Genomic DNA, 16,014 nt, shown 5'->3' with positions numbered 1-16,014 from the left:
TAGCACTGCGTTCATCATTTTTAGCTATATAATTATTTACAGAATTAAGAGCGTTAAAGATGAAGTGTGGATTCATTTGGGAACGCAATGACTTAAGCGCTAATAAGTTATTAGCCAACTGCTGTTGTCTGTTACTCCTGTAAAAAAAATAGGCAGCCAGAGCCGTAAGCAACATTCCCACAACTAGAGAATAAATTATCCATTTTTGCCTTCTGTTACTTTCCAGGGCCAGTTGTTGTTCGGTTAATGCCAGATCATATTTACTTTGTGAAAGTTCCCTCTCTTTTTCCAGGCCCGTAATTCTACCCTGACTAGCGGCAATTTCTCTGCTAAATCTCGAGGCCTGAGAAATTTCCTGTTCTTTTCGAAGATAAAGTGTATCCACGATGGCTACATATTTCTGATAAGTTTCAAAGGCTTTCGAAAAATCACCTTTATCCCTGTATACCTCAGAAAGTTTACGCGTAGCATCCTTTTGAACAATCAGGTCATTTTCACTATCCGCTTCTTTAATACTCTCCTCCAAATAGGGTATGGCTTCATCGTACTTATCCTGAGCGGCATAGGCATTTGCTATCTTGTAGTTAATCCGTTGAGCCGTAATAGAATCCTTTTCATCTGTAGCACCAGCAGATTTTGCTGCCATCCCCGGCAGTGCCTGCAATTCATTCAGGCTTTTTTTTCTCAATTTTATTTCATCGTCATACTGATTTTTCCTGTTGTAGAAATCTGCCACCTTTTCTTTTTCCTGAATAGCCCTTTGTGGAGCCTGCTGACTTGAAAGCTTCAATGAATTGTCGTAATAACTTTCCGCTTCTTCAAGTCTGTTGTCCTGGGCATAGGCATCCGCGATTTTAGAATTTAAATCGGGGATTTTTGGGCTTACCTGATTTTTAACAGCCACTTTTAAACCTTCTTCATAATAGGCGATCGCCTTATTAGTTTCATCAAATCCCTTATAGACATCCCCCAATAGTTCATATAACCCGATTTTTTGATAAGGCACCAGGCCTTTTACATCTTCAAGAGGATGCAGCACCAACGCAGCATTTTTATAATCCCTTGATTGAATGTAGGCCTTGCCAAGCAATAAAGCAGTTTTGGAGGTTTTATAGGCTTCCTGTGCGTCCATGTAGTTAGAAATAGCGAGATCGTATTGCTTATGATATTGATACACCTCCCCCAAATAAGTGAGCGCCAAGGCAAGTTCCTTCTTACCGGGGTTTTTGCCAAGATTCCCAATTGCCTGTGCAATAAAATCAATGCTTTTTGCAATATTGGCTTTCATATAAAATTGCGCTGAATCTAAATAAACCAGATAGGAAGTTTCCCCTGAATCTTCAGCCTTCTTTTGCGGCTGAGAATAGCCTACAAAAAGGACAAGATAAAAAGCCATAAACAGGTACCTCTTCTTTTGCATGATTTGCATTTATAAGGATAAACTTACTTGATTTATACGGTATTAAAAAATGTCCTTATTTCAAATCCTTGTCCACTTAACCCTGAATAATATGCTTTACGCAATCCTTGTACCAGTTCACTCAACCAGGGGGTTATTTGGCTCATTCCTTATTTTTTGTAAAAAAGTTCGGACCTACATTTAGTTAATAATTATCATTAAAAAATAACATTATGAAAAATTTAAAACACACTATTGGTCTTATATTTTTAAGTCTGACTCTTGGAACGGCATTCGGTTATGCCCCACGAAACAAGGAGGAAATAAATAACTCCGGGATAGAAAAATTTTTAATTGACAAAAAAGACAAGGACAACAACACTGTAAAAATAGCACTACTGTTAGATACAAGTAATAGTATGGACGGGTTAATTAATCAGGCCAAAGCACAACTATGGGATATTGTGAATCAGTTCTCTTATGCAAAATGTGGAAATGGGCACAGGCCTAATCTTCAGATTGCATTATACCAATATGGAAATGACGGACTTTCCTCAAGGGAAGGCTATATTCAACAGGTTATCGGATTCAGCAGTGATCTGGATGAGATTTCTGAAAAACTTTTTTCACTAAGCACCAATGGGGGAGAAGAATACTGTGGTGAAGTTATTCAAACCTCCCTACGTCAGTTAGACTGGGGTAAAAATCCCGATAATTTAAAAATGATTTTTATCGCAGGAAATGAGCCTTTTACTCAGGGAAAGCTTAATTACAGGGATGCCGTGACTAATGCCAGAGAAAAAGAGATCATTGTGAATACTATATTTTGCGGTAACTATCAGCAAGGCATTAACACCGATTGGAAAAAGGGAGCTACCCTCACCGGTGGAGAATATATGGCAATAGATCATAATAAACAGATTGTTCATATAAATACTCCCTATGATGATGTTATCATTAAACTGAATTCAAAATTGAACAGCACCTATATATCTTATGGTGCTATGGGAAATAGAAAACTGGAATTACAGTCCCAACAAGACAGCAACGCTATGGAGCTGGAAGAGGGTGTAGCCGTCAAGCGGGCAGTTAGCAAAAGTTCAGGGATGTATAAGAATTCGTCATGGGATCTGATAGACGCATCGGAGGAGGATGAATTTGACGTATCAGCAATAAAAAAAGAGGCATTACCGAAAGCACTAAGAGATAAGTCGAAGGCAGAACTTACTTCATTCATAGGTGAGAAAAAGGCCGAAAGAACAAGGATTCAAAAAGAAATACAGGAACTAAATGCCAAACGGGAAATCTACATTAACAAACATGCCCAACAGGAAAAGGGAGAGCTTGAAAATGCGATGTTAAATGCCATAAAAAGACAGGCTGCAGGGAAAAGTTTTAAATGGGATTAGCTGAAAATTGTAGTATTAATTATAATTGGGTTTAACAGAATACGTTGTTAAGCCCATTTTTAATTTGCTGATGGACAGAAACAGTCGTATCTGTTTTCCCTGGCAGGTCCAAAGTCATAACCCAGGGTAATCTGGTGAAACCCCCCGTTATCTAATCTAATATCTCCGGATTGGTAAGAATAGTTATAGGAAAACATAAATCTGTTATAATTAATACCTACGATTGGAGTAAACAATTGAAGCCGTTGTTCCCCAAGAGTGCCATCAACCTGGAATTGGGCACCATCAAAACTTCTTCTGTATGAGAGACCTGCCCAAATAGTACCGAAGCCTAATTCTCTATAAACCTTGGCATTTATATCCACGGTTTTCTCTTCGGTAAATTCTGTTAATTGAAAAAGAACCGAAGGTTCAATCTTCCACAAGTTTTTACCAAAGATATAGCCAGCATTAATTAAATACCTTCTTAAATTATCAAATTCAATAGCTGTATAAAGGTCTCGTCCGGTACCCAAAAGATTTAAGACTGCGAAATTTGCATAGAATTCCATATAGTTATAGGACATCCCTAAATCTATATTAAAATAACCAACACTATTTTTTCCGCCCGTTATTATAGGATCAGGGATAACCGACCTGAATTCTGATTCATCAAGACTACTTTGAATAAAACCTGCACTCAACCCGAATGACAACTGATTTAATATCCTGATTTCTGGCCCTAACTGCAAATGATGAGCGTAAGTAAGTTTTGCACCCGTTTGAGAGTGATAGCCATTGGCATCATTAAAAATGATAACCCCTACGCCACTTGAACTCTCCGGAATCCTGTAATTTGCGCTAAGTGTCTGTAAACTCGGAGCCTCATCCACACTAAACCATTGTTTTCTGGCCGTGAGTCTTATTTTACCACCCTCGCTAATTCCTGCCATAGAGGGGAATACCAAATAGTAATTGTCTGCTAAATAATCAAAATACACAGGAACACCCTCCTGAGCAGTCAAAGAGCTGGAAAAAGCCACATAGGTAAACAAAATCAACAGGAATTTTTTCATCTAAGAATAGGGCGTGTTTATTGAAGTTTAGGTCAAATATAAAGTATAACGGATGAAATACAACATTATTATATATGCATAGAAAGGGAAAATGGTTGTATTTTTGCGGAAAACAAATGCGATGAAAGAATACGTTATTACAGTAGTAGAAACCAATAACCCGGCCATTTTAAAATTTGAGGCTAATCATTTTCTAACCAATGGAAGTAATTTCGAATTCAAGAATATAGATGATGCCAAAAATTCTCCGCTTGCTCAGCAATTATTTTACCTTCCATTTATAAAGACAGTATATATTTCTGGGAATTTCATAGCCCTGGAACGCTTTGACATTGTAGATTGGCCATCAGTTAAGGACGAGGTGGCACAACAGTTGGTTGAATATTTAAACGCCGGGGAACCTATTGTTAATGAAGAAGAAGATAATAAGAAAGTAGCTGTTACCATATATGCCGAAATTACTCCAAATCCGGCCGTGATGAAATTCGTGGCAAATAGGAAAATAGTTCCTGCTATGTTTGAATTTAAAAATCTTGATGAAGCAAAAAGCTCTGATATGGCCAAAAAGTTATTTCACTTACCTTATGTTAAAGAGGTTTTTATGGATGAAAATTACGTTTCCATAACGAAATACGATGTTGCAAGCTGGGATGAGATTACCATGGAGCTCCGCGAATTGATCCGGAATTTTATTGCCGATGGAAATGAAGTAGTCTCCAGTGAAGAAGTTGCGGTTAAATCTATAGCCACCTCTAATCCAAATACAGAGAACGAAACATTAGATGATACCTCGCAGGAGATCATTGACATTCTGGAAGAATATGTAAAACCAGCTGTTGCCAGCGATGGTGGAAATATACTTTTTCAGTCCTATGAGAAAGAGAGTAAAACAGTAAATGTTATTCTCCAGGGTGCTTGTAGCGGTTGTCCTTCTTCTACCTATACCTTGAAAAATGGTATAGAAACCATGCTAAAAAATATGATGGGAGATAAGGTGTCTGAAGTGGTCGCTTTAAACGGATAAATTCAGCTGAAGTTGTTGTTCCTTAGCTTTTTATTTGCTACCTTAACGTACAACTAAAAAGAAGTATTATGTCAGTTTTAAAAGTTATTGAATTACTAGCAAACTCCAATGAAAGCTGGGAAGACGCTGCTAAAAACGCAGTTGCTCACGCTTCCAAATCCGTTAATAATATACGTTCTGTATATGTAAGTGACCAAAGTGCTACTGTTAAAGATGGTAAAATAGACGACTATCGCGTAAATGTTAAAATCACTTTTGAAGTTAAGTAATGAGTCTAAAAAAAATTAAAAGCGCCTTTATGGCGCTTTTTTTATGCTCTTTAATTAGTAGTAACTTTGTCTATGTCTAAGTTTAATTACACATTACTTTTAGTATTAGTTGCCTTAAATGGCTGCTCTCAAAAAAAAGAAACCATGTCCAACAAACATACCAATGCCCTAATAAACGAAAGCAGCCCGTATCTGCTGCAACACGCTCATAATCCTGTAAACTGGGAACCCTGGAGTACAACAGCCTTGGAAAAAGCCAAAAATGAAAATAAATTAGTGCTTATAAGTATAGGTTATGCTGCATGTCATTGGTGCCATGTTATGGAAAAAGAATGCTTCGAAGATGAAGAAGTTGCAAATCTGATGAATGAAAATTTTGTCAATATAAAAATAGACAGGGAAGAACGCCCGGATATAGATCATCTTTATATGGATGCAGTTCAAATGATGACGGGAAGAGGTGGATGGCCGTTAAACGTAGTCACCTTGCCAGACGGGCGTCCGTTTTGGGGAGCGACTTATGTGAAGAAAGATGACTGGATGAAGGTTTTAAAGGAACTCACAAGACTTTACAAGGAACAGCCCGATAAAATAAATGAATATGCCAAAGACCTCGCCGAAGGGATTAAGGCAATTAATCTTGTTGAAGTTGGCTCCGATTCTCAGATTTTAACTGAGGATCAATTAGATGATTCGGTTAAAAAATGGTCTCGCTATTTTGACCATAACTATGGGGGTTATAACCGGGCTCCTAAATTCATGATGCCCGGTAACCTTGATTTTTTATTGCATTATGCAATTTCCAGAAAAGATGATGACCTTTTGGAGTATGTCAATTTAACACTTACAAAAATGGCGTATGGAGGAATTTTTGATCATTTGGGAGGTGGTTTTTCGAGATACTCTGTGGACGGCAAATGGCATGTTCCCCATTTTGAAAAAATGCTATATGACAACGGCCAATTAATAAGTCTATATTCCAAAGCATATGCCGAGACGCAAAACCCTCTTTACAAGAAAGTGGTGGAAGAAACCATTGACTTTGTTACCTCAGAGCTTATGGACACAACCAAGGCTTTCTATGCTTCACTGGATGCCGATAGCCTAAATGAAACCGGGGAATTAGAAGAAGGTGCATTTTATGTATGGCAGAAAGCAGAATTACAAACCCTTCTTGCCGATAACTTTGAGTTATTCAAAGACTATTATAACATCAATGACTTTGGACTTTGGGAGCATGGTAACTTCGTATTAATAAGGGATGAATCAGACGAGGCAATAGCTAAAAAACACAAACTTTCTGTTTCAGAATTGAACATGGTAATTGCAGAATGTAAACAAATCTTAAACAAGGTCAGGGAAAAAAGAGATCGTCCCAGATTAGATGATAAAATACTTTGTTCCTGGAATGGATTAATGCTGAAAGGATTGACAGACGCCTACAGGTTTATCAAAAATGATGATTATCTGGTTCTGGCTTTAGAAAATGCCACATTTATTAAGGAAACATTTATAAAGAAAGATGGTAGCCTTTACCACAATCATAAAAACGGAAAAAGTACCATTAATGGTTATCTGGAAGACTATGCCTCGGTCATCGAGGCCTATATAGGCCTCTATGAAATAACCTTTGAAGAAAATTGGCTTAATGAGGCAAAAAAATTATCAGATTACTGCATTGCTAATTTTACAGATGACGGCAGCGGTTTATTTTTCTTCACTCCCAACCAAGATTCATTTATTATTAGGAGAACCATAGAAATGGCAGATAATGTGATACCATCATCGAATTCTATTATGGCTAAAAATCTATTTAAATTATCCCGTTTTTTTCCAGATATGAATTACGAAAAAATTGCACAGCAAATGGTAATGAATCTGCAGCAAAGTTTTGAGAAAGATACGGCCAGTTATGCCAATTGGCTTCATCTGGTATTGTATTTTCAAAATCCCTTTTATGAAATAAGTATAGTTGGGGAAGACTATTTGAAAACGGCTAGCAACATGCAGCAATCTTATTTGCCCAACGCAGTATTTGCAGGCGCTAAAGAAGAGAGCGAGTTATCACTGATTCAAAACAGATTTGTAGCAAATAGCACACTTATCTACCTTTGCGAACATGGTTCTTGTAAGTTACCAACCACCAATATTGAAGATGTATTAAATCAACTTAAATAAGAATGCCTATTTCCATTACTTTTTCACTCCTTTATTGGCAATATTTGAATTGTTTTAATAATATTGCTCTTCTAAAAATATAAGCTATGCAAGATTTGTCCAACTATGATAAACATGTAGAAAATGCCATAAGCTACTTTTGGGAGGTTTTTCCCGATATGATCACGGCTATTATTATTTTAATAGCAGGTTTATGGTTTATAAAATTTATTAACCGCATAACTCGTAAATTTTTTGAACGTAAAGATTATGACCTAGCGTTAGAGTCTTTTCTTATGCAATTGATTAGTGTAGGACTAAAGGTTATTCTATTTGTTGCGGTGGTTACACAACTAGGTGTGGAATCTTCATCCTTGCTGGCTGTTTTGGGATCTGCCGGACTTGCCATTGGACTGGCTCTTCAGGGTTCTTTAGCCAACTTTGCCGGTGGCATTTTAATCCTTTTTTTTAAACCCTTTAAGATTGGAGATTTTATATCGGCACAGGGTGTTGATGGTACCGTTAAGGATATTACCATCTTTACTACCAAGATAAATACTTTTGGCAACCAGTTGGCTATAATTCCAAACGGACAACTCTCTAACAATAACATCATAAATTACAGCGCAGAAGAAACCAGGAGGGACAAAATTGATGTTGGTATTGGCTACGGATCCAATATTAAAAAAGCTAAAGACATCCTATTGGAAATATGCTCGGAACAAGCAACTATATTAAAAGAACCCGAACCACAGGTATTTGTTGGCGAATTGGCAGATAGTTCTGTAAATCTGACCTTGCGTTTCTGGGCTAAAAACGAAGACTTTTGGGCGGCTCATTTTTTTGTTATGGAAGAACTTAAAAGCAGATTTGATGAAGCCAACATTGAAATTCCATTTCCACAAAGAGTGGTACATAACCCCAAGTAATATAAGTACTCATTTTTGTAAGTCATTATTTCGTAGAAAGGTATTTATTTCTTGCTTTGCTGAATAATAAAATCCTTTAAATAATCCGGTTCAAAATAAGCGGTGTTTTGAAAATTATTCGCCCTGAACTCCCTATAGGATAATTGACACATTTCTTTGGCTGAAGGTATTATGGAATCATCAAATACAAAATTCGGATGTTCCAATATTTCCCTGGATTTTACTGCCCCACTTCCAATGATATATACCTTTCCCTGTGTTGCATATTGGGCAAACGAATCTGGCTTTACCTCCTCTACCTTGGTTTCCCTTAGCTTCATATAATTGGAATCATACACTGCGCAATACACCTCCATACGTCTGGCATCAAGAACAGGTATTATTACGCCATCCTTTTGTTTAATTTGAGAAGCCATACTCTCTAAAGTGGAAATTCCTATTAAAGGAAGGTCCAGGGCAAAACAAAGACCTTTTGCTGCGGAAACACCTATCCTCAAGCCCGTATAAGAACCCGGGCCCTTGCTTACTGCTATGGCATCGAGATCATTGGCTGATAGGGATGACGCCTCCAGAGATTCCTTTATAAAAAAATGTAAATCTTCTGAATGGGAATAGGAACTACTATTCTGTTCCTTTAGTGTAAGCATATGGCCATCTTTACCAATGCTTACAGAACAATTGGTGGTTGCCGTCTCAATATTTAAAATTAAAGCCATATCTGAGGAGCAAATATAAAAAGACCTGTTGGGGTTTAAACACTCAACAGGCCCAAACTAAATTAAAATTTATATTTAATCAATTACAATAGGAAGTCCAAAGTAGAATTCCAATACTTTTATTCTAAAAGCGTAGTCGTATTTAGTTCGGATTACCTCTGCTTCTGCATTATCAACCCTTGCTTGCGACTGGCTATAATCAAATGAATTCATAATACCAACATCAAATCTTTCTTTGGAGTAATCCAAAGCCAATACCCTCGCTTCCCGAGTCTTAAGGGCCGCCTCATAGGCTTTAGAACTATTGAGAACATCCACATAGGCCTGATTTATATTTGTTTCCAGCTCCAATTTATTCTGCTCCAGATCCAGTTGTGCCTTTTTTACATTTATTTGAGACCGTTTAATGTTATTCCGTGTACTAAAACCGTTAAAAACAGGAATACTTATTTGTGCTCCAAAGGCGATACCATCATTAATCCATAGCTGATCTTTAAAAGGAATTACCTGTCCTGTTATAGGGTCAAAAAATTGATCGGAATAACGTGTATTGTAATTAATAAAAGCGTCGAGTGATGGATAGGCCGCACCTTTGGCTATAGCTAAATCTTTTTCTGCCAAATCCACATTGGTCTCAAAAAATTTGGTCTCATACCAATAACTTATGGCTTTATTAAAAATGTCTTTTGGTGAATTTTTCAATATGTCTGCAGCAGGCACCTCAAATTCAGCATCTGAAATATCAAAGTTTTCATAATCTGTTATTTGCAGTAACTGCGCCAAATTAATTCGTGAAATAAGAACTTCGTTTTCAGCATTTATAATTTGCTGCTCCCGGGTTGCCGCAGTGGCTTCAATTTCCAATAAATCTCCTCTTGCAACCACCCCTGACTCAACTAATTCTCTGGTTTTATTCAAGTCCTGTTCGGTAACAGCATATAGTGCTTTTGCCACCTTCGTCGCTTCCTTATTGGACAAAATTCTTAAATAATTAATGGCCACATTTAAACGAATATCGTTTACCAGGTCGTCCAAACGGTATTTGCTTCCAATTGCGTTAAGTTTAGCCCGGTTAAGCCTGTGGATATTTCTCAATCCATTAAATAAATTCACTGATGAGGTAACACTTCCGGAAGAAGTTATTTGGGTAGTGTTCACCGGTTGATTGTTAGTTGGATCAAAAGACAAACCAGTATTGCTTTGTCCATTTAACGTTCCATTTAAATCAGGAAGGAAGTCGCCAATTGCATCCGATTTATCAATCGTAGACAATTCCAGGTCCAATTCGTACTGTTGAATGGTGAGGTTATTTTCAACTGCGTAGTTAACGCATTCTTCAAGGGTCCATATCTTTTTCTGTGCTATTGCCATTCCTATAGCACATAAGAATAATAGTGCAGTTAGTTTAAATTTCATCTGTCGTTTTTTGATAATTATAATTGATTGACTATTCGCATTTAAGTTAATTAATCTTTTTCTTCACTTTCCTCCTCTTCGTCTTCACCTTTTTTTATCGGCTCTGTTTTATTCCAGACTTTTACTTCATCTTCTTCGGTTATGCCCGAGATAATTTCCACGTTAACCCCATCGGAAATTCCTATTTCAACATTTTTGCGTTCAAATTTCTGATCGCCCACAGCAACTTCAACATAGGGTTCATCTGTTTCCTTATCAAATTGCAGGAGTGCTTCAGGTATTACCATAACGCTGTCTTTTTTCTCAAGTACCAGTGATGCATTAGCACTATAGCCTGCCCTGATCATAAAATCACCTTCCACAACCACATCGCCTTCTATTTTAAATTGTACCGCACCCGACTCTTCTATTCCTTTTGGTGCGATGAACTTTAACTTTGCTTCAAATTTTTCCTCTTCTATGGCTCCCAAACTAATTTCAAGGGGCATCCCTATCTCTAGTTTCCCTACTTCCCCTTCATCAACCTTTCCTTCAAAAATCATCTTACCCAAATCGGCAATAGTAGCAATGGTTGTCCCATCGTTAAAGTTATTGCTCTGAATTACCTGATCTCCTTCCCTTACCGGAATTTCCAACAATGTGCCTGCAACCGTTGCCCGAATGTTGGTATTCGCACTTGAAGAACCTCCGGCAGAGCCTCTTCTAATAATCTGATAATCTGCACGGGCATTGTCCAATTCCTGAATGGCCTGATCATATCTTAATTGCAAGACGTTAAAGTCCTGGCTGGAAATCACCCCTTTATCAAATATGGCCTTATTCCGTTTATATTCAATTTCGGTATTACTTAATTCAATTTCTGCATTCCTTACTCTTCCACGGGCCTGATTCAAGGATTGCTCATTGGGTACTACTTTTATTACGGCAATTAAATCACCCGCCTTAACCTGAGCACCTTCTTCCAGGTAAATGGTTTCAATAATTCCAGAAATTTGAGGTTTGATCTCAATCTCATCTTCCGGGATTACTTTACCTGTAGCAACTGTTTTCTTCTCAATATTTGAAATAAATGGCTTTTTAGTTTCATATGTTATGGCTGATTTGCTATTGGATTTTATAAAAAAAGCAGCAGCCCACAATGCCCCGAGCCCTACAATCCCAATCAATACATATTTTACAATTTTATTCATCTTAATCTAATGTGTTAGTATATAGTTAATGGTTTTGTTTATTCTTCTCTTAACGCATCTATGGGCTTAATGCTCACTGCCCGCTGTGCAGGAATTGAACCTATTAGTGTTCCCAATATTATCATAATGGCTAACGCTCCCAGGACATATGGTATAGGAACCGTTGGATTCGTATATGGAAAATTAATATCCTTGGTGAGGTTATTGATCAAACTTAAAACCCCTGCCCCAAGTATAATACCTATAACCCCGGCAATCATAGTAAGAAATACAGATTCCAAAATAATCAGAGAACGCACTTCCCTTGGTGTTGCGCCTAAAGCCCGGCGAATTCCTAATTCCTTGGTACGCTCTTTAACGGATATTAGCAGGATATTCCCAATTCCGATCACCCCGGCCAGGATGGTGGCTATTCCAACAATTAAGGATAAAAAGGTTATCCCATTGGCAAAGCCCATAATCTTACCAAATATTTCACCAAGATTAAAGGCCCCAAAAGCGCGTTCATCTTCCGGGTGCACCTTATGAATATTTCGTAAAACAGCTTTAATATCCTTTTCTACCTGAACAACATCGGCATCGTCATATGCCGCTATTGTGAAAAACTGAGCATCATTCCCCGTATTATACAGTTTTTTGAAAGTTGTAAAGGGAATAAAGATGTCTCCGTCGGTACCAAATGGCGTAGTCTGGGTAAATTTATGTACTCCAACTACTTGAAAATAAATATTTTCAACCCTAATATAACCGCCTATTGGATCCTCGTCTTTATCAAATAACTCCTGCTGGGTGCGATCACCAATAACACAAACTTTTCTCGCCTGAGCGATATCTTCATCATTTATAAACCTTCCGTTGTCATAAATTTTTTGCGTAGCAATCTTAGCTATTTCGGGAAAGTAGCCATATACGGCATAGCTATTGGATTTAATTCCCCGTACTGTTAAAGCGGATGCTCCTCCAAATGCTCCTCTTGTATTTACAGGTGCTATGTACTGTATTTCAGGAATTCGGTTTTTCAAGACAATAGCATCCTGGACTTTTAGTCGCAACTGTCTGCCCGTTTTAAAACCTGCGTAGGGCATACTGGTACTTTGAGACCAGGCCCAAATACTATTTTTGGCGACAGTTTCGAAGTTTTTTTCAAATCCGTTATCCATTCCTTTTGCCGCCCCAGCCAGAGCGATATAGATAAAAATACCCCATAGCACTCCTATAACAGTAATTATAGTCCTGGTCTTATTCTTTCCGATAGATCCGAAAATTTCCTGCCAGGTATTTTTATCAAAAAGAAATCGAATACTATTCATCTCGTAATGCTACTATAGGTTTAATACGCGCTGCCCTTTTAGCCGGAATATAGCCCGCAATTGCACCAAATATTATTAAAATCAGGGTTGCAAATATTGCCACGCCAGTATTTATATATGGATTGGTAATGAAATAATCTTCAGCCAAACTTTCTCCTAAAGAGGTTAGTAATGCGATTCCAATTAGCATCCCCGTAAAGCCCGATATTGTTGTAATAAACACCGATTCGAGCAGAATTGTACTGATTACCGCATTTGGCGTAGCGCCCAAGGCTTTTCGTATTCCCAATTCCTTAGTGCGTTCCTTAACCACAAACACCATGATATTACTAATCCCAATAATTCCCGCAATTATAGTCCCAAAAGCCACAAAAGCCACGATAATTTGCAGCACGCGTGCAAATTGTTGGTTTTGTTCTAATTGATCTGCAACATTCCTGATGAAAATACCATTTTGATCTTTCGGGCTTATAAATTTCTTGTCTTTGAAGAACTTGTCCAGACTACTTTCGAAGGCCATGGCTCCCACATAACCCATTTCCGGTTTAAAAGCTACAACCATTTGGTCTATTTTATCAGTATTTTTTTCAATTAGTTGGAGCGTAGTGTAAGGGACATAGATGCCACGTTCTTCTCTATCGCCTCCATCGTCCTGAAAAACCCCAATTACTTTAAAAACACTTCCGCCAATATCCAAATATTTACCTATCGCATTTTTAGATCCAAATAAGTCCTGTTCCACTAAACGCCCAATTACTGCATATTTAGCCTTCTTCTTAATATCCTCCACATTTAAGTACCGGCCTTTCATCATAATTGTCTTCTCTGCAAATTGGTGGCCCCAATCTACACCGGTAGTCGTGTAATTGTCAGATTCTTCCTCGTATTTTACCAACCTGTTTCTTGAAATTCTAGGGGTAACATACTCAAGAAACATTGGGAAATTCTTTTTAATATCAGCAAGGTCGCTATTTTCAAATTCAATTCGCCTCGATGATTTATACCCTTTATATGGGAGTGTCGTTTTTCCGGGAAACAGATAGAGTACATTGGTGGCGTCTTCCTGGAAAAATTTGTCAAAAGTGTTAATTAGGCCATTTCCCAGACCAAAAAGAGAAACAAAAATTAATATCCCCAGAGCCACTGTAAAACCTGAAAGGAAGGTCCTAAGTTTATTTTTTTGAATAGTTTCAAATATCTCGTTCCAGGTGTCTCGGTTAAACATAAGCTGATGCCCTTACTTGCTTTACTTTTTTATCTTCAACAATAACACCGTCTTTGAGGTAAACGATTCGTTTACACATATGGGCTATATCATCTTCGTGAGTCACAACTAAAATGGTATTTCCCCGGTCGTTAATTTTCTGAATTAAATCCATCACTTCATAGGAAGTAGTGCTGTCTAAGGCACCTGTAGGTTCATCTGCAAGAAGAACCTTTGGTTCTGAAGCCATAGCCCTCGCGATGGCTACCCTTTGATTCTGACCTCCTGAGAGCTCACTGGGTAAATGATTAGCCCACTCCTTGAGGCCCACCTGATCCAGATATTTCAATGCCCTTTCCTGCCGTTCTTTTCTGGGTACTTTCTGATAATATAAGGGCAAGGCCACATTTTCAAGGGCGCTTTTGTAATTGATTAGATTGAATGATTGAAAAACAAATCCTAAAAATTTATTCCGGTAATTGGCAGCTTTAGTCTCATTGAGATTTTTTATTGGTACACCATCCAGGGTGTATTCTCCGGAATCTGCCACATCCAACATCCCAAGAATATTCAAAAGGGTAGATTTTCCCGAACCGGATGAGCCCATAATAGCAACTAATTCTCCTTCTTCAACAGTAAAATTTATACCTTTTAAAACATGCAGGACATTGCTCCCCATCTTATAGGATTTGTGCAAATCTTTTATTTCAATCATGGTTAGTGTCTTAAGAGTTAAACTAATTCAAATCCGACAATAGGACAGACAAGTTGTTAAAATGTTACAAATAATCTTCAAAATATTTTGTTAAAAAGCTATCCTTCAAACTCATCGGGTTTCACTTCATTCCATACTTTTACCTCATCTCCTTTATTCAGACCAGACTTCACTTCTACATAAATTCCATCGCTAATTCCCAATTCTATATCCCTTCTTTCAAATTGCTGATCCCCGGTAGCAATTTCCAGAAATGGTTTTTTGGTTTCCGGGTCAAATTGAACCAATGCTTCTTTTATAGAAAGAACGCTATCTGCTCTGTCCAGTATTATAGATGCATTAGCACTAAGACCCGCCCGAATAAAGACTGAATCCTGCTTTTTCAGGGTTCCTTTAATTTCGAATTGAATAGCTCCATTTTCCTCATTACCCTTAGGAGCAATATAATCCAAAATAGCATCAAAAGTTACATTTTCAAGAGCTCCAACAGTAATTTCCAATGGCAGGTCCTCCTTTATCTTTCCCACCTCAGATTCATCGACCTTTCCTTCAAATATCATTTTATCTACGTCTGCGATAGCTGCAATGGTGGTCCCCTCATTAAAATTATTACTTTCAATCACCTGATTACCCACTTCCACAGGTACTTCCAGGACCATTCCTGTTACAGTAGACCTGATCAAGGTATTTGCGGAATTACCATAACCCTTAGTAGTTCCTGTTTTAACAATATCATATCTTTTATTCGCTGCACTATAGGATTGCTTCGCCTGGTCATAACTTACCTGTGCTCTTTCCAGGTCTACTTTTGAGATTACACCTTTGCTAAAAAGACCACTTTGCCTATCAAAATTTCGCCTTTGGTCATCCAGGGCGATTTTAGCCTCATCAATATTATTTTTAGCATCATTAAGTGCATTTAGGTTGGGTACCACTTTTATTTTTGCCAGTAAGTCCCCAGATTTCACAAAATCTCCTCCCTCGACAAAAATTTCCTCAATAACGCCTGAAATATTCGGTTTTATCAGGACTTCTTCCAGAGGTAGTATACTGCCGGTAGCCACTGTTTTTTTGATAATGGTCTGAGTAGAAGGTTTTTCGGTTTCATATACTATTGGATCCTGTTCATTCTTTTGATAGAGGTAATACATAGATCCTCCGAACGCCACAAAAATGACAATTAGAATGATAATGGTTACTGACTTTTTCATTTGTTATAGT

14 protein-coding genes are annotated in these 16,014 nt (G+C 37.7%); 5 read left to right on the top strand and 9 right to left on the bottom strand.

What is annotated here, in order from left to right:
* Positions 1–1,420, bottom strand: a 1,420-nt coding sequence (locus tag WBM60_RS01385; RefSeq protein WP_424282665.1) for a tetratricopeptide repeat protein, incomplete at its 3' end; no start/stop codon positions are given.
* 212 nt (positions 1,421–1,632) lie between these two features.
* Here WBM60_RS01385 and WBM60_RS01380 point away from each other — a divergent pair.
* The gene (locus WBM60_RS01380; protein ID WP_424282664.1) at positions 1,633–2,808 is read left to right on the top strand and encodes a vWA domain-containing protein; all 1,176 of its coding nucleotides are present in this window, start codon (positions 1,633–1,635) and stop codon (positions 2,806–2,808) included.
* Between the two features lie 59 nt (positions 2,809–2,867).
* On the opposite strand, the gene WBM60_RS01375 is transcribed toward WBM60_RS01380, so the two are convergent.
* On the bottom strand, positions 2,868–3,863 hold the full coding sequence (locus WBM60_RS01375) for a PorP/SprF family type IX secretion system membrane protein (protein ID WP_424260684.1): 996 nt from the start codon (positions 3,861–3,863) through the stop codon (positions 2,868–2,870).
* A 121-nt stretch (positions 3,864–3,984) separates the two neighbouring features.
* Between WBM60_RS01375 and WBM60_RS01370 the strand changes: the two genes are divergently transcribed.
* From WBM60_RS01370 to WBM60_RS01355, 4 genes are all read left to right on the top strand, one after another.
* Positions 3,985–4,887, top strand: a complete 903-nt coding sequence (locus tag WBM60_RS01370) for a NifU family protein (RefSeq protein ID WP_424262083.1) — start codon at positions 3,985–3,987, stop codon at positions 4,885–4,887.
* A gap of 68 nt (positions 4,888–4,955) precedes the next feature.
* Positions 4,956–5,156, top strand: a complete 201-nt coding sequence (locus WBM60_RS01365; RefSeq protein WP_424262085.1) for a dodecin family protein — start codon at positions 4,956–4,958, stop codon at positions 5,154–5,156.
* A 144-nt stretch (positions 5,157–5,300) separates the two neighbouring features.
* The gene (locus WBM60_RS01360; RefSeq protein ID WP_424278757.1) at positions 5,301–7,334 is read left to right on the top strand and encodes a thioredoxin domain-containing protein; all 2,034 of its coding nucleotides are present in this window, start codon (positions 5,301–5,303) and stop codon (positions 7,332–7,334) included.
* Positions 7,335–7,420: 86 nt separating this feature from the next.
* Positions 7,421–8,242 (top strand): mechanosensitive ion channel family protein, encoded by an 822-nt coding sequence (locus WBM60_RS01355; RefSeq protein ID WP_424262089.1) that lies wholly within the window; start codon positions 7,421–7,423, stop codon positions 8,240–8,242.
* A gap of 44 nt (positions 8,243–8,286) precedes the next feature.
* Here the strand turns inward: WBM60_RS01355 and tsaB are convergent, their stop codons facing one another.
* From tsaB to WBM60_RS01320, 7 genes are all read right to left on the bottom strand, one after another.
* The gene (tsaB, locus tag WBM60_RS01350) at positions 8,287–8,958 is read right to left on the bottom strand and encodes a tRNA (adenosine(37)-N6)-threonylcarbamoyltransferase complex dimerization subunit type 1 TsaB (protein WP_424278992.1); all 672 of its coding nucleotides are present in this window, start codon (positions 8,956–8,958) and stop codon (positions 8,287–8,289) included.
* Positions 8,959–9,033: 75 nt separating this feature from the next.
* On the bottom strand, positions 9,034–10,374 hold the full coding sequence (locus tag WBM60_RS01345) for a TolC family protein (protein WP_424262093.1): 1,341 nt from the start codon (positions 10,372–10,374) through the stop codon (positions 9,034–9,036).
* Between the two features lie 50 nt (positions 10,375–10,424).
* A complete protein-coding gene (locus WBM60_RS01340; protein WP_424282663.1) occupies positions 10,425–11,564 on the bottom strand; it encodes an efflux RND transporter periplasmic adaptor subunit in 1,140 nt (379 codons plus the stop codon).
* A gap of 38 nt (positions 11,565–11,602) precedes the next feature.
* Positions 11,603–12,874 (bottom strand): ABC transporter permease, encoded by a 1,272-nt coding sequence (locus WBM60_RS01335; RefSeq protein WP_424262097.1) that lies wholly within the window; start codon positions 12,872–12,874, stop codon positions 11,603–11,605.
* Positions 12,867–14,099, bottom strand: coding sequence for an ABC transporter permease (locus WBM60_RS01330; protein WP_424262099.1), 1,233 nt, complete (start codon positions 14,097–14,099; stop codon positions 12,867–12,869). The genes WBM60_RS01335 and WBM60_RS01330 overlap by 8 nt, the downstream gene beginning before the upstream one ends.
* Positions 14,092–14,793: an ABC transporter ATP-binding protein gene (locus tag WBM60_RS01325; RefSeq protein WP_424262101.1), complete on the bottom strand. Its 702-nt coding sequence runs from the start codon at positions 14,791–14,793 to the stop codon at positions 14,092–14,094. The genes WBM60_RS01330 and WBM60_RS01325 overlap by 8 nt, the downstream gene beginning before the upstream one ends.
* Positions 14,794–14,891: 98 nt before the next feature.
* Positions 14,892–16,004, bottom strand: a complete 1,113-nt coding sequence (locus tag WBM60_RS01320) for an efflux RND transporter periplasmic adaptor subunit (protein ID WP_424276336.1) — start codon at positions 16,002–16,004, stop codon at positions 14,892–14,894.
* Positions 16,005–16,014: the final 10 nt, after the last annotated feature.

The organism is Eudoraea sp., assembly GCF_049669105.1.
Lineage (GTDB): Bacteria > Bacteroidota > Bacteroidia > Flavobacteriales > Flavobacteriaceae > Eudoraea.
The sequence above is the reverse complement of the archived record's forward strand: the minus strand, read 5'-3'. Positions and strand labels throughout refer to the sequence as shown.

Bases quoted from the DNA above. Each gene is read 5' to 3' on its own strand.
- WBM60_RS01380 (WP_424282664.1), top strand. From the start codon at position 1,633: ATGAAAAATTTAAAACACACTATTGGTCTTATATTTTTAAGTCTGACT.
- WBM60_RS01375 (WP_424260684.1), bottom strand. From the start codon at position 3,863: ATGAAAAAATTCCTGTTGATTTTGTTTACCTATGTGGCTTTTTCCAGC.
- WBM60_RS01370 (WP_424262083.1), top strand. From the start codon at position 3,985: ATGAAAGAATACGTTATTACAGTAGTAGAAACCAATAACCCGGCCATT.
- WBM60_RS01365 (WP_424262085.1), top strand. From the start codon at position 4,956: ATGTCAGTTTTAAAAGTTATTGAATTACTAGCAAACTCCAATGAAAGC.
- WBM60_RS01360 (WP_424278757.1), top strand. From the start codon at position 5,301: ATGTCCAACAAACATACCAATGCCCTAATAAACGAAAGCAGCCCGTAT.
- WBM60_RS01355 (WP_424262089.1), top strand. From the start codon at position 7,421: ATGCAAGATTTGTCCAACTATGATAAACATGTAGAAAATGCCATAAGC.
- tsaB (WP_424278992.1), bottom strand. From the start codon at position 8,958: ATGGCTTTAATTTTAAATATTGAGACGGCAACCACCAATTGTTCTGTA.
- WBM60_RS01345 (WP_424262093.1), bottom strand. From the start codon at position 10,374: ATGAAATTTAAACTAACTGCACTATTATTCTTATGTGCTATAGGAATG.
- WBM60_RS01340 (WP_424282663.1), bottom strand. From the start codon at position 11,564: ATGAATAAAATTGTAAAATATGTATTGATTGGGATTGTAGGGCTCGGG.
- WBM60_RS01335 (WP_424262097.1), bottom strand. From the start codon at position 12,874: ATGAATAGTATTCGATTTCTTTTTGATAAAAATACCTGGCAGGAAATT.
- WBM60_RS01330 (WP_424262099.1), bottom strand. From the start codon at position 14,099: ATGTTTAACCGAGACACCTGGAACGAGATATTTGAAACTATTCAAAAA.
- WBM60_RS01325 (WP_424262101.1), bottom strand. From the start codon at position 14,793: ATGATTGAAATAAAAGATTTGCACAAATCCTATAAGATGGGGAGCAAT.
- WBM60_RS01320 (WP_424276336.1), bottom strand. From the start codon at position 16,004: ATGAAAAAGTCAGTAACCATTATCATTCTAATTGTCATTTTTGTGGCG.